Here is a 26,640-nt window from a genome sequence, read left to right as displayed (position 1 = left end):
GCGTGTTAATCGATTATATTCAAGAAATATCCTGAAAACGGTTGAAATTAAACTTTTTTTCTCGTATACTCAGTGTCAAGCGAGTAACCATTTTAATGGTACTCTAATAAGTATTAGTCATTTTATTCGTAAGTCTTCGAGTGCAGCGGGACTGTAAATGAAAATACTGCATGACAAAGTAGTCGGCTGACATGGGCCGGCTACTTTTTTATTTTCTGAACCGCTTTTAACGTCTTCGCCTAACAAGTTGTATCAAAAACGCTGTTTGGAAAATGAGACTCATTTCCAAACAGCGTTTTACTATCGAGCCCTTATTCTTAGGCTGATTCTTTAGCCGAATCTTTCTTAACCGGTTCTTTTCTTGATTTCAAATATCTTATCAAAACCACAGCAAGTGCCAATCCGGAAATTGCTGTTGCAATCCAGAAGACATTGTAGAATGCCTGAACAAATTTATCACCAACTGCCGGCGTAATTCGGGTAACGCCCGGCAACTGGAAGAATAGTGCCGATGATGCAAAGCTGATTCCGATTGTCATTCCCAACGTCCGGGCAAAGGAATTAAACGATCCGGCAATTCCAGAGAGCTTTTTATCAACCATCCCCATTGTCAACGCGTTATTTGGTGACAGGAAGATGGCAATGCCCATACCGTTCAAAACAATCGGCGGAATAATCTTCATCATATCCAAATGATCCGGGAAAAACGCATAACCGACTTGTGAAAACATCAAAATTGCCAAGCCGATAACCGTCATCAACTCCCGGTTGATTTTATCCGCCAGAACGCCGGCAAAGGGTGTAGTAATTAGCATCATGACCGATTGGAGCATAATGACCAGCCCACTGGCGAACGGACTCATACCGTTGTAACTCTGCAGATAGAATGGTAACAAAATGTTTGATATGGCATTAACCAGCATCACTAAACTCAACGCAAAAATCGATGTCATGAAGCCTTTGTTTCGAAGAACCTCAGGTGCAATCCACGGCAGATTTGATTTATCATCCTGAATGAACGAGTAAACCGTGATTGCGCCACCGACAATGAAGAAAGCAAGCCCCATCAGTAAGTGATCACGCCCACTTTGAAAGAATGACCCACTTAAGAAGAACAAAATAATGCCAATTGTGAATAAGTTTTGCCCTGTCCAATTGGCGCCCTTGGTTACTTCTTTAATGTGTGCCCAGGATTCTTTGGGAATTGGCAGAAATTTAAAGCCCAGCCAAAGGACTAAAATACCTAACGGAATATTAATCCAGTAAATCCATCGCCAGCTCGAAACGGAAATAATAAAACCACCGATTCCGGGTCCGGAAATCGACCCAACCGAAATAAACATGGAAATCATCGCCAAAGCTTCAGCCCGTTTATTATCCGGAAAATATTGCGTCACAATCCCCATTGAATTAGCCATAATCATAGCCGCGCCAATCGCCTGAATTACCCGGCCAATCAAAATGGTGATAAAATCCGGCGCAAACCCCGTAATTGTCGATCCAATTAAAAAGGCAATACCGCCGGCTAAAAAGACGGCGTTCTTTGATAAGATGTCGCCAATATGGCCAAACATTACCAATAATATGGCCGTTGTAATCAGCCCGATTTGGACAATCCAAGTTGCGGCGCTACTCGAAATATTCATTGAAATGGCAATCTTTGGAATTGCCAAATTTGTGCTGGAACCTGACAGAGATGTCAAAAATGAAAACATCCCCAGGACACCAATAATAGATAGATTTTTCCCCCGACTATCAGCCATCATTCTTCCCCCTTTGACTCATTGATGCGATCGATCGTATCTTTTAAAAAAGCGCTATCAGTATTTTCACTAACATTTATAACACTAATATAGGAAAAGTTTGAGGATATCGACTTGGAAAAGTCGTCACAAAAAAAGATCAAGGCCATTTTCTCCTTGATCTTTTTAATCGACTGATTCTAACACTTACCACTTTATCCAATCTTGGTTATAATGACCCTTTACAATCCAAATATAGCCTCTTTTTTGCTGCAGATACGGTGCCTTAACAACCCAGCCAAAAGTTGTATCGTTTTCCGCTTGGACCTTGGAATCCTCCAACAACACCATTTTTTGGTTTGTCCGTGAATTTTCCGGATTAACCTGATAAACATAGACCGGATATTTAATGTGAATAAGACGAGGCTTGTACCAATATGATGAATAATATCCGGGTAACGTGCTTGCATGCGATGACGGTACCGTGACAAGTCCGGCAAACAACAGTAATCCAACAGTGACGATAAATAGAAATTTCCTAAACATTTCACATCACCCCACTTCTATCTCCACCCTGATAATAGCGCGGCAATTGCACAATCCTGTAAATTTGATGTAAAGGTTGTGTAAAAAGATAATCGCCTATTTTACCAACTTATTTTACCCATCATTAACCAGCAAAAGCCACGTCACAAATAGGTCATTTCGATTGTCGCAGCCACACACCACATGCTAAACTATCATTATAAAGATGACATTTTAACGCCAGATGCCACTATGACTTCCAGAAACGGAGGAGTTCAATGACACCAGAAGACTTATTTAGTCAGTTTCAAGGATTACTCGATGCAGGCCACCTTGAACAAGCCCGGACTTTTTTGCAGGAAAATGCTGAAGGACTCGGCGATCATCTGACCAACGCCACTGATATGCTGGCAGATTTTGACGTTTCCAGTGTGACCGATCACGTCCAAAATTTCGGTGAAGAAACAACCTCAAAAGTAGCCGAATCACTTGAAGGCCTGAAAGACCAAGTAGATGCATCCGGTTGGTTGGATAAAATTATAGGTATTTTTAAAAATTAATGATCAAAAAAATCGTCATTAGTTTCCTCCTATCCGAGGCAACTAATGACGATTTTTATTTCACGAGTTATTTTTTTCGAGTTTCCGAATCAACTTCCGGTGTCAATGATTGATCGCGTTGACTTGTCGTTAATTGTTTATTTAATGCTTCATAGGATCCCAGTTTGGGGCCTGTGAAATGATGTCTTGCATAAACAACAAAATCAATAATCAAGACAATCAGGACGGCCACAAAAATTTTACCTGTCGCATAGTGTAACACCATGTTAGACGTTAGCTGAACATCAGTTGGCGAAAAGATCATGAGTAAGATCAAAAAGACAATCCAACCACAAGCAATCGAGCTGACTGCAATACTCCAGCTACCAAGGCTCCAGGGACCATCATCCTTTTTAGTCCAAATGTGGAGAACACGTGCCCTTAATTTCAAAGCAATCGGTACCAGATACGATCCATAAAGACCAATGACACTCATTGTACCGATAGCTGCGTAAACACCATCAGAGGTTCCGAATAGAAATGACAGCGTGACAATCAGCCAAATGGCAATCGTCGGGGTGTGAAATTTACTGGAAATTTTCTTGAGTTGATTTGAAAATGGCAAGCCGCCATCCCGACTAAATGCATAAACCATTCGGGATGATGAGGTTACCGCCGAGCAGCCACAGAACCACATCGCAATTGTGACCAACCAAACCATTGCACTTCCCAGTCGTGAACCAGCTGCCTGTTCGATTGCAACGATGAAAGCATTGTTACCGGCATCGGCAACCGCCGTTGGGTTTTTAATCGAAACAGTCACCAGTGATAATAGCAGGAATCCAAAAATACCGGAAATTGCAACTGAAAGATAAACGCCCCACGGTGCTTGAATACGTGGATTCATTGTTTCTTCACTGGTATGCGCAGAGGCATCATAACCGGTCAATGTCCATTGAGCCTGCAGCAGTCCGATCAGGAAAGCACCCCAGTACGGCATTGACTGGGAAGTTGCCGTTGAAAAGGTATGGAATAAATAAGTACCACTGTGTTGGGGGCCAAGCACCGCCAATACGCCAATAATTAAAAAGACACCAACCACGTGATAAATGGCAGAAATCGAATTTAATTTCGATACAATGTTAATGCCTACATGATTCAAAATGGCATGGCTGCCAAGGATCACTGCGTACGTCAGCAGAAACATCGGTTTACTTGGATGGGTGAAAAGAAGATTTGAAGCAAAAATAGCACAACCATAATCGATTCCGGCAACGATTGTCACCTGTCCGATAACATTCAGCCAACCTGTAAACCATCCCCAAGTCGATCCACCCAAAATGGACGCCCAATGGTAAATCGCGCCTGATGTCGGAATGGCCGAGGTTAGTTCAGCCATTGCGGCAGCCACGAACAGGACAAAGAACGTGACAATCGGCCAGCCAATCCCCATCATCGCCGGACCACCGTTGCTAAACCCGTAACCATAATAAGAAACGGCGCCGGTCAAAATCGAAATAATTGAAAACGAAACGGCAAAATTTGAAAAGCCGCCCATATCACGAATTAATTCCTGTTTATAGCCAAACGACTTTGAGATTTGAAACAGGCTTCCAGACTGCAGTTTCCACTTTCTAACCGAATCTGTTGCTTTTACCAGAATTGCCAACATCGTTATGATGGTGACAAAAATGACGATTAATCCAAAAATAATCATTTTATGCCCATCCTCCCTAAAATAGATACCATTTCGTTCGTTTATGTGTTACATTATATGACATAGATTAGAAATAGCAAGCTATTTTTTAATCAAATAAGATCAATCTATCATTTTATTAATAATTTATGTCATAACTTTTGACATAAAAGAAGGGAATGACATTATGCCGGAGACCATTCAAACGGTAGGAATCGACATCGGAACAACCACAACATCTCTGGTGTTGGCACAGCTTTCAATTCAAAATACTGAAGCCTTCTCCAGTTTGCCTCACGTTCAGATCGTTGATAAACAAATCAATTATCGAAGTCCGGTTATCTTTACACCTTTAATTGACGCAAAGAGGATCAATCAGGAGGCACTTCAGGCATTCGTTGCCCATCAGTATCAAATCGCCAAGATTAATAAGGCCGATCTGAAAATGGGTGCCATTATCATGACGGGAGAAACCGCTCGTAAGCAAAATGCCAGGCGCACTCTTCAATCATTAAGCCAGTTTGCCGGTAATTTTGTTTGTGCGACTGCAGGTCCAAGGCTGGAAAGCTTCATTGCCGGTAAGGGTGCAAATCAAACACTGCTGAAAAGACATCCCGAAATACCGGTTATTAATCTGGATATAGGCGGTGGAACCACCAACATGGCTTACTTCAAAAATGGTGACTGCATGGATACCGCCTGCTTTGATATCGGCGGTCGGCTTATCCGGGTTAACGATCATCGTCAAATTACATACATTGCGCCCAAGCTTCAAAAGATCATTTCAAGCCTGGCACTCCCCATTCACCTGGGAGACACTGTAACCCCGGCCATCCTTCAGCCATTAATTGACGAAATGGTGCGGGCCTTGGTTAAGATGGTCGGCGGTACTCAGCCGGCGCCTTTCTACAATCTTCTTCAAACAGACCCACTGAACCATCCTGTTAATCAAGACGCCCTGATCACATTTTCAGGTGGCGTTTCCGATTGTTTCTTTTCAAAATTACCCACAAATCCATTCAAATATGGTGACATTGGCATCCTGCTTGGACACGCCATTAAGACCTCGGCATTCTTTAAGGCTAAACATATCGGTCATCCCACAGAGACTATCGGGGCAACCGTTATCGGAGCAGGCTCGCAAACCGTTACCGTAAGTGGCAGTACGATCCGCTATTCGAGTAATGCCCTTCCCTTAAGAAACGTGCCCGTGATCAGCCTTGATCAATCGAAGGTTACCGATATTAATCCGGTTATTGAAGACAAGCTCATGCTATACGACCTGCCCGAATTAGCCGCAATCGGAATTGCTCTGCAACACGTCGGCGCCAACTTTCAAGCAATCACCAAGCAGGCCGCCGATCTGGCATCAGGGTTGACCAACTTGATTCGCATGAAAGTTCCCCTGGTTATTTTAATGGAGAAAAATGTGGCCCTGTTCTTCGGCAATTGTTTTCGCGAACATATTCCCAAAGATTACCCACTGGTCTGCTTAGATGCCGTTTCGACCAAAGACGGCGACTACATCGATATCGGTCGACCGGTTGCAAACGGTCAGGCGCTTCCCCTCATCATCAAAACATTGGCATTTAATTGAATGGAGTGATCAAAATGATTCTAAAAACAATTCTTTCCGGCAAACATTATCAATTCAAATCCGTCAAGGACGTCATGGCAAAAGCAAATGAAGAGAAATCCGGTGACACCCTCGCAGGTATCGCTGCCCACAACATGCAGGAACGAGTCGCCGCAAAAGTCGTTTTGTCACAGCTGACTCTAAATGATGTGTATGAACATCCCGCTGTTGACTACGATCATGATGAAGTCACCCGAATGATTATCGATGATTTGGACCCATTGGTTTTCAGACAAATAAAAGGCTGGACATTCGAACAACTTCGGGAATGGTTATTGGCAACGACAACAACCAATGACATGATTCACTACCTCTCACAAGGGTTAACCTCCGAGATGATTGCCGGAGTATGCAAGCTCATGACAAACCTTGATTTGATTACCGCTGCTAAAAAAATGATTAATGAAAAGACCGCCAATACAACCATTGGCCGACCCGGAACTTTCTCATCACGTTTACAGCCCAATCATCCTACAGACAATCTTCGTGGCATTATGGCCTCGACAATGGAGGGGTTAAGTATGGGGATCGGGGATGCCGTCATTGGATTAAACCCGGTTAATGATACCGTCTCCGGCGTAACCGCCATTCTCAATACTTTCAATGAATTTGTGACCCGCTGGCAGGTACCAACCCAAACTTGTGTCTTGGCTCACGTCACTACCCAGATGCAGGCCATTGAAAAAGGTGCTCCGGCCGGTCTGATTTTTCAATCCATCGCCGGCTCGCAAAAGGCCAACACTGCTTTTGGAATTGATCAGCACTTGATCGCCCAAGCCAACCAGTTGGGAAAACAAGCGCTGCACAACAAGGGGCAAAACGTGATGTATTTTGAAACCGGTCAAGGATCCGAATTATCATCCGATGCCAATTTCGGTGCCGACCAAGTCACAATGGAAGCTCGCTGCTACGGGTTTGCCCGTCATTTTGATCCATTTATTGTCAACACCGTGGTTGGTTTCATTGGACCGGAATATCTGTACGATGCCAAGCAGGTTACCAGAGCCGGTCTGGAAGATCATTTCATGGGCAAACTCAGTGGCTTGGCAATGGGATGTGATGTTTGTTATACCAACCACATGAAAGCCGATCAAAATGATATTGAAAATCTGGCGTTGCTTCTGGCAAATGCCGGTTGTACTTATATCATGGGTGTTCCCCAAGCAGACGATGTCATGCTCAATTACCAATCAACCGGTTTTCAAGAAACTGCAACTATCAGGGAGCTGCTGAATCTTCACCCGATTCCCGAATTTGAGGCTTGGATGGAAAAAATCGGCATTAGTCAAAATGGCCGCTTAACCAGCAAAGCCGGGGACGCCTCAATTTTTATGGAAAAGGAGCCGATGTAAATGAAAGTACTTAAAACCCAAAATCAATTACTCACACCACCACAAGTTCAACCGCTTCCTGTCAACGCCGATAACGAGTTGATCGATATTCGTTCAATCCATTTAAACACGCAATTAATGGTTGACCATCCAGCAAATAGAGATGCCTACCTCTCATTAAAGGAAGCTACTCCCGCAAGACTTGGTATGGGCCGGGCAGGGTTGCGCTACAAAACCCGTTCTGTTTTACGCTTAAGAGCCGATCATGCGGCTGCCCAGGATTCTGTGTGGGCGGATGTCCCATCCGAGTTTATTCAATCAATGAACATGCTGCCGTTGCAATCCCAGTGTCAAGATGAGACCGAATACCTCACCCGCCCCGATCACGGTCGTCAATTATCGACAGCTGCTGCAGCCAAAGTTACTCAACTCATCGACAAGGGCCCATCCGTTTTACTCGCTGTCGGTGATGGATTAAGCTCCGAGGCCATTACGGCAAACGTCGGTGATGTCATCCCAGCCATTAAGCAGGGATTGAAGCTTCATGATATTTCGATCAACACGATTCCCTTTATTCGATTTTCAAGGGTCGCTGTTGAAGACCAACTGGGAGAGCTGACCCATGCAAAAGTTGTCTGCCTCTTAATTGGGGAACGTCCCGGATTGGTAACACCAAAGTCAATGAGTGCCTACATCGCTTATCAGCCAACTGTCGGAATGGCTGAAGCCAGACGAACAGTCATTTCAAATATCCATCCCGGTGGCATTCCTGCTGTCGAAGCGGGCGCCTATATTGCGGAAACAATTTGGAATATGCTGACACTTAAGAAATCCGGATTGGATTTGAAAGAAGCCTTAAAAAATTAGATCTAAAAAGCTCCCTATCATCAACCACCTCAAGGGATGGCTGATGATAGGGAGCTTTTCTTTAGTTAAACGATTCTTTTTTCGCATCCAACGCCTTATCAGTCACAATACAGGTTTCGTACAGCCAATTCATTAATGTTTCACCATGGCCGGTATTATAATAACCATTCAGCAGGCGATAAAAAGCCGTCATGTGCTCGTCATCAATGATTAAGAGTCCGGCGCCGTTCTGAATTAAAATATAATTCGCAGATAGAAGAGCGGTCCGCTTATTGCCATCCCAATACAACTGGCTATGCATAATATAAAGCATCACCTTTAAGGCTTTCCAGGTTGCGGATTGATCGGCCATCATTATTTCGGTAAGATCAGCCATTACCTGATCGTAAACCGGGATCATCGGGATGTAATCCGTTCCGCCAATTTTAACTTTGCCCGTTCGCAGCATTCCCCAAGCAACCGACTCACCCTTTGCGACCAAGCCGTTAATGGCATGACTGACCGCCAAAGAATAGGGTTTGCTGTTTCTAATCATTAATTCGACCGCACTTTGCAGTTGTCGAATAATCTTCGTGTCCCTTGTTGAAAGACCATAAACATCAGATCCTAAAATAATCGTTTCAGTTTCCCGAATTGTTGCCTTGTTATCCTCAAATCTGGAAGCCGAATACACTAAGCGAATCATTTCTTTAATCGCTAACTTTTGATTTTCGAGTTGCGTTAATTTTGTTTTGTCCGCAAAATTCATTCTCCGATTTCTCCCTCAATTTAATCATGCAGCTCTAATAGCGGTTTCGCAAATAGAAACACAATCTAAATCATAAGTGGTACTGTCCGTTTCTGTCTACTAAAATCCACCATTTTTAAATCATTATTATCAACTTGGTTAAGTCACATTCGATCTTTGCAGCGGTGTATAAAGTTCTCGAAAAGTTTCCTTTCTTCCGGCATCGTTTCAAATAGAAATTCCGGATGCCACTGTACTCCGATCACTTGATCATCCGTTTTGGATTCAATCGCTTCAATAACCGTATCCGGTGCCCGCCCCACGACATTTAGTTCAGGACCCGACTCTTTAATTGCCTGATGGTGATGCGAATTAACATAAGGATTGGCACCAACAATGCCCGCAACTTGACTTCCCTTATCAATTTCCACATGGTGACTCGGATAAATAATCGGGGCATCCTGATGATGCTTGATATAAGCCTGCTTATTCTGACTGGAAATGTCCTGATATAATGAGCCGCCCAACGCAACAGCAATAATCTGCATGCCACGGCAAAACCCAAAAATTGCCTTGTTGGACTTATACGCTTCTCGACAAACAGCTAATTCAAACTGATCTTTCTTTAACGATGTCCCATGAATCTGGTCAATCGGCTCCTCGCCAAACAAGGTCGGGTCAATATCCGGTCCGCCAATAAACATAAACCCATCACAACGACTGACAACGTGTTTCGCCAAGCGTCGATCATTATTAGGAGGCAGTATGACAGGCAGTCCCCCTGCCCTAATAATTGCCTGAGCGACAGCAGCATCTACGTAATCTCTAAATCCAAGTTCTGTTAACCCGGTATTAGCCGGAATCCCAATTAACGGTTTCAATAGCCCCACCCTCTCAGAGAATTAATACACAACAAAGCACCACTGCATATTAAGGGATCAACTCGAAAAATCAACGCCTTATATTCCGGATGCTAACCGTTTTGATCCGCACACTGTTCTAGGACTGCTACTCAAGACAGCACCGCTCCATATAAGGGATCAATTTGAAAAATCCAAAAACGGGATTTTCCAAATCAACACCTTATATTCCGGATGCTAACCGTTTTGATCCGCACACTGTTTTAGGACTGCTTCGCTAACCATAAACCTGCATGTAAGCTAACAGCCATCAAATTCCAAAAGCGGGAATTCGCTGCCTGTCAACTTACACTCCGGCTTATACCGGGTTAGCTCCGCACACTGTTCTAGGACTGCTACTCAAAGCAATGTTCTGCATGTAAGGGATTCATTTCAAAAATCCAAAACCGGGATTTCCAAAATGAACGCCTTACACTCCGAACATTAACCACTTTGATCCGCACACTGTTCTAGGACTGCTACTCAAAGCAATGTTCTGCATGTAAGGGATTCATTTCAAAAATCCAAAACCAGGATTTTCAAAATGAACGCCTTACACTCCGAACATTAACCGCTTTGATCCGCACACTGTTCTAGGACTGCTACTCAAAGCAATGTTCTGCATGTAAGGGATTCATTTCAAAAATCCAAAACCAGGATTTTCAAAATGAACGCCTTACACTCCGAACATTAACCGCTTTGATCCGCACACTTTAAATTTATTCTAGCCTCATTTAATTCCGGCATCAATCGTAACATTGGCATGTCATCCCGGATAAATAGGCAAATTATATCACCCTCACTTGATATAGATTTCAAAAGTCGTCCCATTACTTTTTAATCAATGTAAATTGATTAACTATTTCAAAACTATTATTTCTTTTATCACAATAATATAACTTTCATCTTTTTATGTTACAAATATGTTTCAAATGACACGTTATTTTACCAGCTTCAAATTCTTAAGAAGTCTTTAAGACTACTATTGCAGCTCTTAAAGCCCATTTCTTCTTAGTGATCAAAACGCCAAATTTGTAACAAGCTTGTTACAAATCGAGCGTGGAAAAATGTTATGGTATAGGTGTCTTAATAAAGTCTTAAGAAATTCGGGGAGATGATTTTTGATGAGTATAAAGAAACAAGTAGCCCTAGGTTTGTTTTCAATGGCTAGTGTCTTTACCTTGAGCCAAGTCGCCGCGAACGCCGATACTAAGGTCACAGTAAAATCAGGCGATACCTTATATAAAATCGCCACAAAATACCACACGACCGTTAGTACAATCGCAAAAGCAAATCATTTAAAGGACGCAAATACAATTGTTACCGGAACCCAAATCACGATTCCGGGTAAGTCAACTGCTGCATCAAGTTCAACATCATCAAATTCGGGTGCTAAAAAATACACGACGGGGAAAACCTATACTGGGAAGAATAAGCAAACAACCAGTACATATGTGAGTCCGAGTTCAAATAAACAAACAAGCACTACGAAATCATTAAGCAAAACAGCTTCCAGTTCGACCACCATCAAGTCAACCAAGACTGCTAAATCATCAACAGCACTGAAAGCAAATGCAACAACCGATACGACAGCCACTCCTGATACTAATTCAGGCACTGTTGACGGTGTGACAACCTTAGCTCAAAAGTTGACCACTCAAAACATTCCATATCAATGGGGTGGCACAACTACCAAGGGCTTTGATTGTTCCGGGTTTGTTCAGTATGTTTACAAGCAAAATGGCGTTTCTTTACCAAGAACAGCTGAAGCACAAGCAGAATCTACTACAAATGAATCCGTATCAAACGCACAGCCAGGTGACCTTTTGTTCTGGGGAAGCAAAGGCGGCGTTTATCACAGCGCTATTTACCTGGGCAATAATCAATACGCTAACGCACCGGAACCCGGCAAGACAGTTCAAGTACAAACTATTTCACAGTACTTTGCACCCAGCTTTGCAGGTTCGGTCAATGCTTAATTAATTGATGACCATTATAAAAAGCCACTTATCGTTTTAAAGACGATAGGTGGTTTTCTCATTTTATAAAGTCAAAAAATCCGATCAAAGTCGAGCACTAATGTGGTGACTTTGATCGGCGCTTTTTGACTGTCTTTATTAATCAAGCTAATGTAGAAATGGTCTGCCTTGCGAAAGAATTAACCCAACAATACCAACGACGATACAGAAGCAAAGTGCCCACCAGATCAAACCGGCATGAAACTTATTCTCCTGCTTACGGGCAAACGCAATTTCAATAAACGCAATCAGGCCCAATGCCAAAATAACTTTGATGGTACTCAGTATCGGATTGTATTGCCAAGTTCCCAACAACAGAATGACGCCACTGATAATGGCGATCAAATATAAAACGCGTGCCGTCATTGCCCACACCGTTACTTTATGAGATTTTGCGATCAAACCAAGTACAACCACGATTGTTAATACAAACCAAGTCACTAAATGAATCCATAACCATAACATCGATTCAATTCCCCCAATATTTAATGTAATGTGTCTATCCTATGCTTTTTAGTGCGATTTGTTTAGGTAGAAACACCTTCTTCATTATAACAATATACAAAAATAAGCGCCCGACAACGTCACAGGTTATCGGGTGCTCACCAAGTCAACCGTTAATTTCATATAGAACTTACCAACTCCCGTTCTCGAGAAGAGCCTCGAACACATCGAATCATTATATGTCGTCACTTCTGGCAAATTTGGGGGAATTTGTAATTAAGAAGCAGCTACTGCAGTTGCCTGACCCTTCTCGCGTTGCAATTTCTTCTGCAACTTCTTTAATCTTTGTCGCGGTTTAAGGCCAGTAACTAATTGTCCAAAAACAGTCATCTCTAATTGTTTACTTAATACCATAAAATCAACCCTCCCTTATACAAACGAAATAAGTTGAAAATAAACACGGACAGGATCAGTTACTGCCTGAGCTATTTCTAGCTGAAAGATGATTAAGATCTCACCTTTCAACTTTTATTGTAAAAATTTATGCTTAAAATTCAACCATTTTTTTCAAATTTTATCATGAAAAATTAGTTATCATTTTTCGCCAATCAGTTAATAGTCATTAAGCTTATAATGACGACTGTCAGAAGCGGTTTATTCACTAATTAAGTCATTCATCAGTATTGAAACATCATAACATTAAAGTTCTTTAATGACGTTATATCCCCTTTAACCTATTTGACAAACCATGCCTTTCTGAAAATATAATAGACCTATTGAGGGGAATAATAACAAGACATCTTCAGAATTGATTGCTTAAGGAGCGTGATTTTCATGTATTTTGTTATCGACCAAACCCCAAATGGAACCTTTCAGTTTTTCATCAAATCTGCAGATCACGAAACGATCGCAATGAGCAAAGCTTTTGACACAAAGCTGGCCGCTCAAAAAGCCGTTTCTATCATCATGAATGGGCATCTCAGCCCGAAATCCCATATAGAAGACCTTGTTTAATAGCCCAAGTGACATGACTATAGGGAATGCTTCAAAGACATGTTTCAATTAAATTCTTAAAAGATAACGATAGAAAGGTTGAGGCAAATCCAGCTTCAGCCTTTTTCTTTTCCAAAATAAGAGAAGGGCGAGCTTTTTAACACGTTTTGATTAAAGACTTGGTAAAATGGAAGCGAAGACTCGAAATCGTTATGTGGGGGCATTAACGTGAAAAAATACAACATCGCTTACAACATGGCCATCATGATACTTGCCATTATCTCAATTGCATTAACCATACTGGATTTTTGCAATACAATTAGCTTGACTAGTGACCCTTGGAACGTCATCAACGATGGTATTTTAATTATTTTCACAATTGATTATTTCACGAGATTAGCCTACGCAAAGAATAAGTCTGAATTTTTCATTCACAACATTTTTGATTTACTGGCAATCATCCCACTATACTCAGCGTTTAGCTTCTTTCGATTCTCCAGAGTCTTCCGCATTTTCCGATTGCTCAAACTGCTTCGTTTCATTCGCATGATCGGTATCATTGGCAAACTTCAAAAGTCATTTCATACTTTTTTGAAAACCAACGGCTTTATTTACCTGCTTTGGATCAGCCTGGCAATCCTCTTTATTTGCTCATCAATGTATGCGCTTGCCGAACATGTCTCTTGGGGGCAGGCACTTTGGTGGGCCATTGCGACTGCAACGACCGTTGGTTATGGTGATATTTCGCCTCATACATTAATGGGGAAAATTGCCGCGGTCCTTCTAATGTTTGTCGGAATCGGCTTTATTGGTATGCTGACAAGTACGATCACCTCATTTTTCGCAGGTCAGGACAAAAGCCAATATAGAGATTTAAAGGTCCGTTTGACTAAAATCGAGCAGCAAAATGAAGAGTTAAAGAATAGTTTGGATGACTTAAAAAAGAAAATAAAATAAGCCAAGATACAATTGAAGCCCCTCACGTTTTCCGCCGCGAGAGGCTCCTTGCAATGTTTTACAACTCAACCATTATATCATGTGTGACATGGTATGTGAGCATATTGTCTTAATTACTTTTATAAACTGCTCTAGATACTAACCGCTTTGATCCGCACACTGTTTTAGGACTGCTCCTCAAAGCAACGTTCTATATGCAAGAGATTCAGTTCAAAAATCCAAAATCGGGATTTCCAAACTGAACGTCTTACACTCCGAACGTTAACCGCTTTGATCCGCACACTGTTTTAGGACTGTTCCTCAAAGCAGCACCACTCCATATAAGAGATCAATTTGAAAAATCCAAAACCAGGATTCCCCAAATCGACGTCTTATATTCCGGGTGCTAACCGCTTTGATCCGCACACTACTTTTTTCCTCCCTTATGCAATCTTGATTTTGGTTCACTTGCCATCATTTTCGTGAAGACATCGGTTAGCGTTTCACTTTGATCTTCAAATTTCTTATTTAAAATCAATTGCCGAAATTCTTCGATCGATAGATGTTCAACATCCTTAAACGGCAAAGAAGATGCAGGTTGGTTCAACCCCGTCTTTAAAGTAACAACCAGCCCTTCCTTACTATCCAGGGTGACTGTGTAGTATTCATAATAGCTGGGTGTTTCGTAATTTCCGGTCAATTCCTTATTTTCCTGAAAATACTTAGTCATATAACTTTTAAACTCTTCTGGAGACTTTAACGCTGCCTTCCACTCATTTCCATTAATTGATGCCATAAAAATTCCTTCTTTCTACCACCATTGGTAAAATTCAACAAATATACTAAAACAAAGAAGTGCCTAGTCAAACGGGTTGCTCGGCATAAACACCTAAACTTATTATAACCAGACTTTGGTAAAAATGGAATGGAAGCGCTTAACTTTTCCAATTATTTTTAATATTTTAGTAAAATCGTCTAAAAGTATCAAAAAAAGCATCCCATCAATTATGAGATGCTTCCCTTTGTCTATCTATTTTGCTAATCTTGCTCTAGTGTAGTCCGCAAATCCGGCAACATGATACTCAACACCGGACAACTTAGGATTAACCAAATGATCTTCTTTTACATAATACAGCGGAATGACGCCGGTCAACTTCTGCAGTCGCTTTTCAGCTTGTCTGAGATCCCGCCAATAATCGGTTTGGTTATCAGCTTTTTTAGCACTGGCAACCAGCCTATCATAAGTTTTATCACTAAAATGACCTGGATTCATCGTATTATTAGTTGTCAAAATACCCAAATAATTAATTGGATCCGCAAAATCCGCCAACCAATACCATTGACTTAACTGCCACTGACCATTAGTCCGTCGATTTTGATAAGCCTTATCAGGTAAATTACTGATGTTGACTTTTACGTTAGGCAGGTTTTGATTAATTTGCCCCTGCACAAACTGAGCAACATTACGAGTCACATCCTGATCGTCACCGATAATTGATAATTTAAGTGTCCCGGAAATCTTAGCTTCTTTTCGACCTTGATTCCATAAACGCTTTGCCTTTTGAAGGTTCGGTTCAACACTGGTGCTGGTTTCTTGACTGAAATCCCTGCCGGTAATAGGATCAACCGATGTTTTTGGACTGACAAAACTACTTGCAGGTTCGGAACCATCCGAAAGCACTTTTTTAGTTAGTTCATTTCGATTGATCACAAGTGAGATTGCCTCTCGAAGTTTCTGATTGGCCAAAGGCTCACCACTCTTTTGGTTAACCTGCAAATAATATGTCCACGCTTTCGGTACCCGCTTGAGATCTTTATTCTTTTGCAGACTCTTAGCAGTTACACCGGAAATTGTAGCATCGTCCAATTTGTCGGATTGAAATAAATTATGTGCAGTATTAGGGTCCTTGACCGTCTTGTAATTGATGCGATCCAGCTTGATTGCCTTCTTATCCCAATAATAAGGATTGCGAACCAGTTGATAACTATCATTAGTGCCCGTCCATTTGGTAATCTTAAACGCACCATTTGAAACCGTATTTTTCGCATTGGTGCCATATTTCTTAGCTCCGACTTTAGTCACAAACGACTTATCCTGCGGCATAAATACAGGCATTGCAACCAATTTATTGAAATAGGTCATTGGATGATCCAAAGTAATCTCGAGCGTTCTGTCACCGGTTGCCCTAATCCCCAAAGTCTTATACGATTTCTTATTAGCCATAATAGCATCCGCATTTTTAATACCACTGAAAATGTACGTATAAACCGGATTATTAGCCGGATTCATTGCCCGTTTCCATGCAAACTCGAAATCTTCAGCCTTCACAGGATCGCCGTTACTCCACTTAGCATTTTTTCGGATATGAAAAACGTACTTCTTCCCATTATTGGTCGGTTTAACAAGTTTTGTTGCCATTGCAGGTGCCGGTTGATCATTACTATTCAACCGATACAAGCCTTCCGAAATGTTGGTCAACGTATTGAACTCAGGTAAAGTCGCCTGATTTGTATTGTCCAACGTTGTAAGCTCGGATGTCTGCATTAAGTTAAGTGTCCGTTTATTTGACTGACTTTGAGTGCCACATCCTGATAACACAGCCACAGTTACGAAGGTTGCCAACCCAGCCAACAACAATTTGATTTTTTTCACGATTTATCCCCTCAATTCATTCGAAATCCAATCGACCCGATAAAACTTCTATCCCTCAAATTTCATCAAACACGCTTAATTTCAATCGGAACTGCATGTTTTAAAGTCTCATGAACTGTACATTCCTTAATGACTTGATTAATAAAAGTATGCTGATCCTGTTCATTCAAATTAGTTTCAGCATGTATCGTGACCTGAATTTTGGTCACTGCTGATCGGCCATCTTGATACTTGGTCGTTTCACCAGCCGTTTTTACCTCAAATTTATTAATTTTGATTTCCGGCTGTCGTCTAACAATATCATTTGCAGTAATGGCCATACAAGAGCTAACCGCCGACAATAAATATTGCACTGGATTTGGACCGGCATCTGTGCCACCACCGGCAACCGGCTCATCAACCAGAAAATGGTGAATGCCGGTTTGCGTGTCCACTTGGGCACCAACTTTGCGTAATTTCGCATTAACGATATATTTTCCCATAGGAAACCTCCATAAAAATTCTAATTCCTTTTAGTAAGCATACCAAAATACCAGCGATGACTCAAAACAAATCATCACTGGTATTTTTAATTGATCTTACTTATCCGCCTTTTCGTTCTTCTCGTCACGCGGATCTTGAATATGATTATCTTTTAGATACTTTTTAAACGGTCTGACTAAATGGTACGTGTGAACATCATTTGCCGTAAATCGACTAACATGACGCAAATCATCAGCTGCCTTCACAGCAGCCTCTCCCGTCACTGTTTGCTCACGGACTACCAGCACCGGTCGCCAGCCAAATTTGGTCTCAACAACTGCCACTCGGCCCAACTCGGGAAAACCGTCAACAAGTTCTGACCCTTCATTACCTGTCTTTTTGCCGATTTTCCAGAAAAATTCATGGTCGGTTGCCAACGTACGCTTGCCATCTTCTTCCAGTCGAATGTGCAATCCGCCGATCACTCGACGCACTTGTTCCTTCGACTCTTTCGATTTCTTTGGATGCTGCTGGTTACTCTGTTTCTCTGAAATTGTCTTCTTATCAGCCATAATCTCTAATTCCTTTGCCTTCATTCTTTTTCTTAGAATTGTAAGCAAACTCAATCATCTCAATTTGCTTTACACACTACATTTTAATGATACTATCATCGATTTACAATTTCCAATTACAAATGATTACAAAAGCCGTAATATGCGGTTTCGGGTGATAGCTGCTTTGCTCCGCACACTTTTTAGGACTGCTCCGTCAACCACAAACCTGCATATAAGCCAACTGAGCTCAAATTCCAAAACCGGGAATTTAATCCGAGTCACCTTATACTCCGGTTTATCCCAGGTTGGCTCTGCACACTTCTCTAGGACTGCTCCTCAAAGCATCGTTCTGCATGTAAGGGATCCCTTTCAAAAATCCAAACCCGGGATTTCCGAAAAGAACGCCTTACACTCCAAACGATAACCGCTTTGCTCCGCACACTTATTCATAGCTCAAGCTTTCTATTGGATCCAATCTTGCTGCCTTTCCTGCTGGTGCCAAAGCAGCCAGTAACGAAATGACAATTGAGATTATCAGTCCGAAGAGAATATTACCAGTAGAGATTTGCATTATCTGATAATTAATGCCGGATTCGGCAATGTGGTTGGCAATTGCAGCCAGTCCTTCTGCCAAAGCAATTGCAAGTACCGACGAGAACAGGCCAATGAAGAAAGCTTCAGAGAAGAACAGATTTCGAATACTACCCTTTGACGTCCCCAACGCACGTAAAATACCGATTTCTTTGGTTCTTTCAGAAACACTGATGTAAAGAACAACAATAATCATGATTGCTGATACCAACAAGGAGATGCCGGCAATCGTTGCCAATACATTAACCGCTAAATTAATATAGGTATTCAACGTGTCAACAAAACCACCAACACCGGTAATCATATATTGTGCCTTATTCTTACTGTTTTTAAAGGCCTTAATCTTATTTTGAACCGGCTTAACATTTTCTACACTGCCAGTTACTTCAAGTGTTAAGAAATTTGGTTTAATACTAATATTTTTTGACCCATAAATCGACTTCATTGTTTGATAAGTAACGGAAGTAGACCCGGTATTGGCTTTTGCAACCCCACTCACTTTCAATGTTTTACTTAAAGTCACCGGTCGTTTCTGCTTATTTAACGTATTTTGATAGAAAGTAATCTTCTTACCGATTAGAGAATAGGGATGCTTTTTATTTAGCTTTGCAGCAATTTCCTTGGTCAGCAGGATTTCATTACCCTTGGGCGCATCCCCCCTTGTGATGCTCTTCTTCAAAATTGTCGGGTTAAACGTCTGCATGAACGAAATAGCAGCTGTCTGTTTACCTAATCGCAACTGACTGCCACCTTGCACGTAAAACCCGTTCTGAACATTTTTAACGTGCTTAATCTTCTCGAGTCGGTTCTTATCCTTTGTCTGCATATTACTCTTGTTGACGTCTGTATTATCACTGCTGACATTCTTGGTAATCTGCAACGCATTCGGATTTACCTGCGAGTATATTTCGTGATTAATATATCCTTGGACACCATTTCCCAGTCCAAGCATGACAATCACACTAAAAATCCCAATCGCTGCTCCGATAATAATCAGAATATTTCGTTTCAAATTGTATCGCATATTTTCCAGTGCCATTTTTAAGGTTGCACCGAATTTTAGAGTATGCGTCGTTAACTCATTTTCATTGCCAGCTTTATACGGTTCCTTAATCTGCTTATCTTCACTGATTTTACCGTCCGTTAGTCGCACAATTCGGGTACCAAAATCCGCGACAGTCTGTGAATGGGTAACTGTGATCACCAATTTACCGTCCGTAGCAATCTGATCTAGCAGTTCAAGAATTTCCTGTGTGTTTTGACTGTCCAAAGCCCCCGTTGGTTCATCAGCAATAATGATTTCAGGGTCGGAAGCCAACGCACGGGCAATTGCGACCCGTTGTTTTTGGCCACCCGAAAGCTGGTTTGGAAATTTTTTAACATGTTCCTTCAGCCCAACCTGTTCCAACAATTGATGGGCACGTTCTTCCTGCTGCTTACGACTCAAGGTTGTCATTTCAAGAGACACCATTACATTTTGAAGAACTGTCAAATGGCTGATTAAATTAAAGTTTTGAAAAATAAAACCGATTGTTTGTCGTCGATAGGCATCCAATTGTTTGTTAGTGTCATGTCGCAATGAATTACCATTCAGGACAACATCACCGGTGTAATTACTGTCCAACCCACCGATAATATTCATCAAGGTAGTTTTCCCACCACCTGATTCACCAAGAATTGAAACAAACTCCCCTTGTTCAAATGAAAGGTTCAGTCCCTTAAGTACCGGGAACTCTTCACTGCCAAGGTAGTACGATTTCTTAATATCATGTAATTCCAGATAAGCCATATTTTCCTCCGTTCTTCTAAATCGGGAGATACGTATACTCGATGTATTGTACCGCGAATACATAAGTTTGGGAATAGTGGTCACTGAATTTTATGATGTCATTGTTAGACGCATTAACAACTGATAAGGGATCCATTTCAAAAATCCAAGCCCGGGATTTTCGAAATCGACGCCTTACACTCCGGGTGCTAACCGGTTAGCTCCGCACACTTCTTAGGACTGCTCCTCTAAGCAACGTTCTGCATGTAAGGGATCCCTTTCAAAAATCCAAACCCTGGATTTTCGAAATCAACGCCTTACACTCCGGGTGCTAACCGGTTAGCTCCGCACACTTCTTAGGACTGCTCCTCTAACCAGCACCACTCCATATAAGAGATCGATTTCAAAAATCCAGGCCCGGGATTTTCGAAATCAACGTCTTATACTCCGGGTGCTAACCGGTTAGCTCCGCACACTTCTTACCATTGCATCCGTCACCAATTTCAATTGTTGGTATACGGCAGTTGGATCAAAGTAATACATTTTATTTTCCGGCAACTGAACAACATGGCCCGCTTTGACTGCCGGTAGGCTCTTCCACACCGGATTCGATTTTAGATCCGAAATTGCCTGCTTATTCGTTGATTTTCCACTCGTTGTATTTGTAAAGAACAGCCAGTCTGCCGAATACTTCTTCAACGACTCCAAGGAAATCTGCTGAAAGCCTGCACCTTGGTCAATCTTTTGAATAGAAGCAGGCAGTTTAAATCCAAGCCCGGTAACCAACGCTTGACCGCCACGTCCCCATTTCGCACCATCTACAAATAATTTACCGTTCTGCATATCATAAATACCGATTGACGTTTTAGTCGGATTGATTCCCGCTTTTTTTAATCGCTGTGACTGCTTATCGGATTCGCTTTTAAATTTGGCAATCCAACTCCGAGCCTGCTTTTGTCGGTTCAGAACCTGACCGAACTTAGTTGCCGTTTTTTCAATATTACCCGTCGTGCCGTAGGGAATATACACAACCGGTGCAATCTTTTTCAATGACTTCACATCTGACTCATTGGACGTCACGATCAAATCAGGCTTCAACTTCAGCACCGCTTCCGGCTTCATCGTTAACCCAAGATTCGTGATGCCTTTTTTCTGAGACTTTGTTATATATGGGCTCGCAAAATCAATGGCCGTTGCACCCACAACGTGGCCGCCCAACGACAATACATCCCCTGTATAAACATTAGTCACAATCCGTTTTGGATCGGTAGGAATTTTTACTTTTCCGGAAGCAGTCCGAATGACCCTGGTACTGCTTGCCGACCCCTTATTGGCAGACTTGCCCGAATTTTCCTTTCCACAACCCGCCAAAAATAAAAGTGCCATCATGGCAACAGCCAACACCTTAAGATATGTATGTTTCTTTTTCATCATTAATCAACCCTTTCTGAAAATAACAAGTAAATAAAATACGGCATGGTAACCGCTGAAACGACTAATCCAACCGGCAACGCTGTTTTTCCAAACGCATTGGTTGCCACAAACTGAGCCAGCATCATAATACAGCAGCCGAGTAACCAACTGGTCGGCAATAAATAAGTCACCCGCTGCCCTACTAATTTTCTGGCAATATTGGGTGCCATTAAACCAACAAAACTAATGGCCCCGCCAACTAAAACCGCCCCGGTTGCACATAAAATGGCAACGCCCATCAACACATTACCGGCCATCTTAACGTTCACACCAATGCCATAAGCACCACGACTCCCCAACGTTAACCCATTAAGTGCCGGGACCATTAAGATAACCAGAATAATCAAACCAATACCAAACAATAATTGGATCGTTAAAAATGGCATGCCCAGATTCCAAAAACTGCCATTCAACCAAACCAATACTTTATCAAAATCAAACTGGTTCATTTCCAATTCAAGCATCAAAATAATACCATTCAAAACTGCCGTTAAGGCTACTCCTGCCAATAAAATTTTAATTGCGGATTGTTGCCGACCAACCAACATGAGTAATCCGGAACTGGTAAGTCCACCAATAAGTGCTGCCAGCAACAACCAGGAAGACATTAAATGAAGGCCAACTGCAGCCGATACAAACATGGCAATCACAACACCAAGGCTCGCACCGGCGTTAATGCCAAGGATACTGGAATCTGCCAACGAATTATGCGTCAGGATTTGCAGAATCAAACCGCTAACAGCCAACTCACCACCCGTGATAATCGATGCCAATAAGCCGGGGAACCGTAGCTGCCAAACAACAAAATTAGTGGTGAAATCCCGACTGAGTCCAAACAAAGATTTCATGACCTCAACGACATTTAATTTAATGTCTCCAAATGACAAAACTGCCAATAAAAGCCCAATCCAAATGGTGCAAAGAATCATAAAAGTCAGTACTAACCGTATCCTTCTTGTCATTTCACTACCTTCTTTTTAAAGGCCACCAATATAAACAAAACGATCCCACCGACAATGGCACTTAGGGCCGATAACGGTAATTCAACAGAACTGACCGCTGCTTTGGAAATCAAATCGGCAAACAGCATAAAAATGCCGCCGCACAGTGCAATCGGAAAAACGTTGGCTTTGAATGAACCGGGATGAACAAAATTGACCATTTGGGGCACGCCCACCCCGACAAACCCGATGTTGCCACCTACAGCTACGGAACTACCGGCAGCTAATACGATTAAAGCAATTGCGATCCCCATTAATTTTTTAAAAGAAAGTCCCAGTCCAACGGTTGTTTGATGGTCAAGCCCCAACAGCGTAAATTCGGTCCGAAAGAAAAAGACACTGCCCACCACCACAATCGCAACCAGAACCAATAAGCCGACCTGTTCATAATTGGCACCGCTAAAACCACCAGCCAGAATAACTCGAAATTGTTGAGTGTTGTTGGTCATAAAACTGACTGCCATCGATATGCTACTGAGAAAACCTGAAAAAATAGTGCCGCCAAGTAGTAATCGAAGTGGGCTGAATCCCTTTTTGTTTAAGGAAAACCCGATAACAACCAAGAACGCCAATAATGCACCTATAAGCGCCAGCCAAAAAGCATTAAGAACTGTCAATGCAAGTCCGGCTAATTCTCCCGCAATCAAAGCCAAATTTGCACCGGCATTAACACCAATGATTGACGGATCAGCCAAGGGATTATGTGAAATTGTTTGCAGCAACAAACCGCCAGTCGCCAGTAAAATGCCAACCAGCATTGCGGCCAACACTCTTGGAATGCGGACATCCCACAGAATTTGTGTGGCTAATTTTGAGGTAGGCCGCCAAAATTCTGATATACCATACCACTTTGGACCGCCCAAAGTATCCAGCAGAACCGCAAACCCCAACGCCAGCAGCAGGCAACCGGTTAACACTCTTTTTTTATGAAAGATCATGATGGCATTGCCAGCGTATGGCAATTCATGATTTGTGGGCAGCCATGATCATGAAGAATATCACCATCAACTTTAAACACATCAGCTAAAATGGCCTTTGTTATAACGTCAATCGGTCTGCCGGTTGCCTTTACATGACCATCAACCAGACAAACCAATCGGTGACAGTAACGGGCAGCTTCATTTAAATCATGTAACACAATAATGATTGTTTTCCGGAACTTGGCATTTAGTTCCTGTAACAGATTTAAAATCTCAAGTTGATTTGTCAGATCCAAGTATGTAGTCGGTTCGTCAAGCATCAAGATACGGCTGTCTTGAGCAAGTGTCATGGCAATCAATGCCCGCTGCTGCTGACCGCCTGAAAGACTGGTCAGCAGTTCATCCGCCTTTGAGGTCATGTGAACTGCCTGAATTGCGTCATTAATAGCTTTTCGATCTGTTTGTGACAGATGGTGGAAGCCACGTTGCCGACAATAGCGTCCATAAGAAACCAATTCAAAAACAGTAATCCCATCCGGAATAACTGTTCGCTGCGGTAAACAGGCAATCTGTTGTGCGCGTTGGCGAGCACTGAACCTTGAAATCGGCTTTCCGCTTAAAGTCACCGTTCCTGAAATTGGCGACTCGAAACCATTCAACACATTAAATAAAGTCGACTTGCCGCTTCCGTTTGGACCGATTAGTCCGGTAATCTGACCCTGAGCAATTGAAATGTCCTGATGATCAATCACGACTTTATGTCCATACCCTGCTGTTAAATCTTTTGCTGCCAAACTATCTGTCATCTTTTCAGCCCCTATATTTTAGAACGACATCATTATGATAATGATTCTAATTTATTAAAAAGTAAGAGGGGATCCGACAAAATAAAGCTTTGCCAAATCCCCCCAGAAATCAATACGCTAAGTATACTTGCGGATTATTACCATTGTCAATATATTTTTTAATACAATTAGAATAAAATTCATAATGTTTTTACTTGTTTCTGTTATTAAAAAGGCTCTTACAACGTTTTCATTACCGTTGCAAGAGCCTTTTTAAAATATTCCATTACTATCAGATGTCTGATTTAATCATTAAGTTCGGAAATTCAGTGTTTAATTTAATGGTGCTGTTGATTGCATTAACTCAGGTGGCCATAATGCCAACAAGTAGCCATAACCATCTTGGTCAAACGTTAAGCTTTCAAACTCACGTTTTGAATCAAATGCTTGATAGTGAATATCATCAGCAGTGAAGTTACTATCCCGGACTTTTTCAGCCGGAATAGACGTTAAAATATCATCGGAAACAAAGTAAACCCGATCATTCTGTGGGTTATAACTCATCCCTTGGTTGGTGTTACCACCACGGTTTCCAACCATGTTTTGTGAAGCTTGGAAAGAGACACCGTTTTCATCTAAACGACCATAGAACAAGATATATCCCTTGCCATATTTACGACCCCAGTATGCATTACCACTCTTATCAAACGCAAGTGTATGCAACTGAAGGTTGGCACTGTCGCCGTGATACATCTTGAAGTTATATTCACGAATTGGGTTCAACGTATTCGGATCCATTTCAAGAACCGTGTTGTTATCATCACGTGTCTTCAAATCGGTTAACGTGTTATCTTCAGCAAGATAAATGTGTTTGTTTTGTGGGTTGAAAGCCAATGTCTGACCATGACCTATGTCAACCTCTGGAGACAACTGTGCGGTTTGAGCGATATCAACATACTTAAACATCTCAGGATTTTGTGCCTTAACCGCATCAACCTGACTTTGATAAGTGTTGATCTGGTTTTGAATGGATGTGATCTTCTTGTTGTAGTTGGCAACCTTCTTCTTATGCATCTGATATGACTTCATCCATTGTGCCATCTTAGCAGTTGCCTGTTTAACAACCTTCTTGGCCTTTTGCTTGGAAGCATAAGAATACTTGGCAGATTTCACAATTTTTTGATTCTTAGATTTCTTATTTTTCCAGTAATAATACCATTTTTGCGCATTATTCTGGTAGTTATTCTGATTATTCTGCCAAGATTTATTCTGGTTAAGCGTATTGGTTAACGTCTTAATCTGATCAAATGACCCTTTCATTTGATTGTACGCATCTTCGTATTCCTGGTTATGTGCCGTTCCATCCGTTGTGTAAGGGTTAAAGTAATCAAATGCTTGCCACAAAGCTAAAGGATCGTTGTTGACACCGAGCTGCTGCAGCTTAGCCATATTAAACTTAACGATTGCCCCTTGGTTTGTATTGGTACCATTCGATTCAACGAAGTAAACGTTTCCGCTATCATCCATAGTGACACTTTGGAAGTTACCGTGTTGCAGGTTGGAAACGTTAAAACCATCTGGTAAGAACCATTTGGTCTTAAATGTATTTGATTGCGAACTACCTGAAATTGTTGAATAGGAGTTAGCATAGTTATAGCCTGATGGATCAAGATCATACTTCGCGTATTTCTTCGACGTATTCCCCTGAGGCGTATCATTATTAACTGTGTTAAGAGCCTCTTCGTCATAATCTTTTAACACGTTACCGGCATTAACTTGTTTGATTGAGCCAGCCGAGCCGGGTGCATCGATAACGTCAGCATTGGCGTTAGCAGCGATTCCGAATATTCCGGCGGACGCAAATAAGAGAGCTGTCATTACAGCAAACTTAAAATGTCCCTTCATTACATATCCCCACCTTAATTTGTAAAATAAAAAATACATGACTCACATTCATTTATAACGATTTATCAGAAAAAGTACAAGGCTTATGCCCTCGTTTTCACTGAAACTCAATAAATGTAACGAGCAAGTAACTATAGTGTAACATTTCTGAAGAAAAGAGTGCGACAGAAAACGA

24 protein-coding genes are annotated in these 26,640 nt (G+C 41.8%); 7 read left to right on the top strand and 17 right to left on the bottom strand.

All coding sequences use genetic code 11. From position 1 onward, the window contains the following. Positions 1-317: 317 nt before the first annotated feature. Together GQR93_RS03205 and GQR93_RS03200 are read right to left on the bottom strand one after the other, a co-directional pair. Positions 318-1,763 carry an MFS transporter gene (locus GQR93_RS03205; protein ID WP_187117517.1) on the bottom strand — a complete coding sequence of 482 codons (1,446 nt, stop codon included), beginning with the start codon at positions 1,761-1,763 and terminating at the stop codon, positions 318-320. A 186-nt stretch (positions 1,764-1,949) separates the two neighbouring features. Beyond that, complete coding sequence (locus GQR93_RS03200) at positions 1,950-2,288, bottom strand: hypothetical protein (RefSeq protein ID WP_003552183.1); 339 nt, start codon at positions 2,286-2,288, stop codon at positions 1,950-1,952. Between the two features lie 257 nt (positions 2,289-2,545). On the opposite strand from GQR93_RS03200, the gene GQR93_RS03195 reads away from it, so the two are divergent. Next, positions 2,546-2,827 (top strand): hypothetical protein, encoded by a 282-nt coding sequence (locus tag GQR93_RS03195; RefSeq protein ID WP_003552182.1) that lies wholly within the window; start codon positions 2,546-2,548, stop codon positions 2,825-2,827. Positions 2,828-2,894: 67 nt separating this feature from the next. Here GQR93_RS03195 and GQR93_RS03190 read toward each other — a convergent pair whose 3' ends face one another. Continuing rightward, complete coding sequence (locus GQR93_RS03190) at positions 2,895-4,523, bottom strand: amino acid permease (protein WP_003552179.1); 1,629 nt, start codon at positions 4,521-4,523, stop codon at positions 2,895-2,897. A gap of 166 nt (positions 4,524-4,689) precedes the next feature. On the opposite strand from GQR93_RS03190, the gene GQR93_RS03185 reads away from it, so the two are divergent. Genes GQR93_RS03185 through eutC form a run of 3 tightly spaced genes read left to right on the top strand, consistent with a single transcriptional unit; the run spans position 4,690 to position 8,336 of the window. Next, positions 4,690-6,099, top strand: coding sequence for an ethanolamine ammonia-lyase reactivating factor EutA (locus tag GQR93_RS03185; RefSeq protein ID WP_003552178.1), 1,410 nt, complete (start codon positions 4,690-4,692; stop codon positions 6,097-6,099). Between the two features lie 14 nt (positions 6,100-6,113). Further along, positions 6,114-7,490, top strand: coding sequence for an ethanolamine ammonia-lyase subunit EutB (locus GQR93_RS03180; protein ID WP_003552175.1), 1,377 nt, complete (start codon positions 6,114-6,116; stop codon positions 7,488-7,490). Beyond that, on the top strand, positions 7,491-8,336 hold the full coding sequence (gene eutC, locus GQR93_RS03175) for an ethanolamine ammonia-lyase subunit EutC (RefSeq protein ID WP_003552173.1): 846 nt from the start codon (positions 7,491-7,493) through the stop codon (positions 8,334-8,336). 61 nt (positions 8,337-8,397) lie between these two features. Here eutC and GQR93_RS03170 read toward each other — a convergent pair whose 3' ends face one another. Next, complete coding sequence (locus GQR93_RS03170) at positions 8,398-9,084, bottom strand: Fic family protein (RefSeq protein ID WP_003552171.1); 687 nt, start codon at positions 9,082-9,084, stop codon at positions 8,398-8,400. A gap of 143 nt (positions 9,085-9,227) precedes the next feature. Then, the gene (locus GQR93_RS03165) at positions 9,228-9,944 is read right to left on the bottom strand and encodes a gamma-glutamyl-gamma-aminobutyrate hydrolase family protein (protein WP_035444309.1); all 717 of its coding nucleotides are present in this window, start codon (positions 9,942-9,944) and stop codon (positions 9,228-9,230) included. A 1,142-nt stretch (positions 9,945-11,086) separates the two neighbouring features. On the opposite strand from GQR93_RS03165, the gene GQR93_RS03160 reads away from it, so the two are divergent. Beyond that, positions 11,087-11,941: a C40 family peptidase gene (locus tag GQR93_RS03160; RefSeq protein WP_003552168.1), complete on the top strand. Its 855-nt coding sequence runs from the start codon at positions 11,087-11,089 to the stop codon at positions 11,939-11,941. Positions 11,942-12,088: 147 nt separating this feature from the next. On the opposite strand, the gene GQR93_RS03155 is transcribed toward GQR93_RS03160, so the two are convergent. Further along, positions 12,089-12,445, bottom strand: coding sequence for a YisL family protein (locus tag GQR93_RS03155; protein WP_003552166.1), 357 nt, complete (start codon positions 12,443-12,445; stop codon positions 12,089-12,091). A gap of 255 nt (positions 12,446-12,700) precedes the next feature. Beyond that, a complete protein-coding gene (locus tag GQR93_RS15235; protein WP_003552162.1) occupies positions 12,701-12,838 on the bottom strand; it encodes a hypothetical protein in 138 nt (45 codons plus the stop codon). Between the two features lie 420 nt (positions 12,839-13,258). On the opposite strand from GQR93_RS15235, the gene GQR93_RS03150 reads away from it, so the two are divergent. Beyond that, positions 13,259-13,438 carry a DUF1508 domain-containing protein gene (locus GQR93_RS03150; protein WP_003552160.1) on the top strand — a complete coding sequence of 60 codons (180 nt, stop codon included), beginning with the start codon at positions 13,259-13,261 and terminating at the stop codon, positions 13,436-13,438. Positions 13,439-13,645: 207 nt separating this feature from the next. After that, complete coding sequence (locus GQR93_RS03145; RefSeq protein WP_003552157.1) at positions 13,646-14,374, top strand: potassium channel family protein; 729 nt, start codon at positions 13,646-13,648, stop codon at positions 14,372-14,374. Positions 14,375-14,780: 406 nt separating this feature from the next. Here GQR93_RS03145 and GQR93_RS03140 read toward each other — a convergent pair whose 3' ends face one another. The 10 genes from GQR93_RS03140 to GQR93_RS03095 all read right to left on the bottom strand — a co-directional run bounded on the left by GQR93_RS03140 (position 14,781) and on the right by GQR93_RS03095 (position 26,465). Then, the gene (locus tag GQR93_RS03140; protein WP_003552155.1) at positions 14,781-15,149 is read right to left on the bottom strand and encodes a hypothetical protein; all 369 of its coding nucleotides are present in this window, start codon (positions 15,147-15,149) and stop codon (positions 14,781-14,783) included. A 234-nt stretch (positions 15,150-15,383) separates the two neighbouring features. Continuing rightward, positions 15,384-17,006 (bottom strand): peptide ABC transporter substrate-binding protein, encoded by a 1,623-nt coding sequence (locus GQR93_RS03135; RefSeq protein WP_003552153.1) that lies wholly within the window; start codon positions 17,004-17,006, stop codon positions 15,384-15,386. A gap of 65 nt (positions 17,007-17,071) precedes the next feature. Beyond that, positions 17,072-17,488, bottom strand: a complete 417-nt coding sequence (locus GQR93_RS03130; protein ID WP_003552148.1) for an OsmC family protein — start codon at positions 17,486-17,488, stop codon at positions 17,072-17,074. A 96-nt stretch (positions 17,489-17,584) separates the two neighbouring features. Further along, positions 17,585-18,040, bottom strand: a complete 456-nt coding sequence (locus GQR93_RS03125; protein ID WP_223801007.1) for a DUF5839 family protein — start codon at positions 18,038-18,040, stop codon at positions 17,585-17,587. Between the two features lie 424 nt (positions 18,041-18,464). After that, positions 18,465-20,402, bottom strand: a complete 1,938-nt coding sequence (locus GQR93_RS03120; protein ID WP_003552144.1) for an ABC transporter ATP-binding protein/permease — start codon at positions 20,400-20,402, stop codon at positions 18,465-18,467. Between the two features lie 441 nt (positions 20,403-20,843). Continuing rightward, positions 20,844-21,815 (bottom strand): ABC transporter substrate-binding protein, encoded by a 972-nt coding sequence (locus GQR93_RS03115; protein ID WP_003552141.1) that lies wholly within the window; start codon positions 21,813-21,815, stop codon positions 20,844-20,846. Next, complete coding sequence (locus GQR93_RS03110; protein ID WP_003552139.1) at positions 21,815-22,816, bottom strand: FecCD family ABC transporter permease; 1,002 nt, start codon at positions 22,814-22,816, stop codon at positions 21,815-21,817. The genes GQR93_RS03115 and GQR93_RS03110 overlap by 1 nt, the downstream gene beginning before the upstream one ends. Then, positions 22,813-23,793, bottom strand: a complete 981-nt coding sequence (locus GQR93_RS03105) for a FecCD family ABC transporter permease (RefSeq protein ID WP_159298690.1) — start codon at positions 23,791-23,793, stop codon at positions 22,813-22,815. The genes GQR93_RS03110 and GQR93_RS03105 overlap by 4 nt, the downstream gene beginning before the upstream one ends. Continuing rightward, the gene (locus GQR93_RS03100; RefSeq protein ID WP_003552135.1) at positions 23,790-24,581 is read right to left on the bottom strand and encodes an ABC transporter ATP-binding protein; all 792 of its coding nucleotides are present in this window, start codon (positions 24,579-24,581) and stop codon (positions 23,790-23,792) included. The genes GQR93_RS03105 and GQR93_RS03100 overlap by 4 nt, the downstream gene beginning before the upstream one ends. A 312-nt stretch (positions 24,582-24,893) precedes the next feature. Beyond that, complete coding sequence (locus GQR93_RS03095) at positions 24,894-26,465, bottom strand: hypothetical protein (protein ID WP_035444306.1); 1,572 nt, start codon at positions 26,463-26,465, stop codon at positions 24,894-24,896. Positions 26,466-26,640 lie beyond the last annotated feature (175 nt).

Origin of the sequence: Lentilactobacillus hilgardii, from assembly GCF_009832765.1 — a bacterium.
Lineage (GTDB): Bacteria > Bacillota > Bacilli > Lactobacillales > Lactobacillaceae > Lentilactobacillus > Lentilactobacillus hilgardii.
Note: the sequence above shows the minus strand (reverse complement) of the source record. Positions and strands in the feature narration are given on the sequence as shown.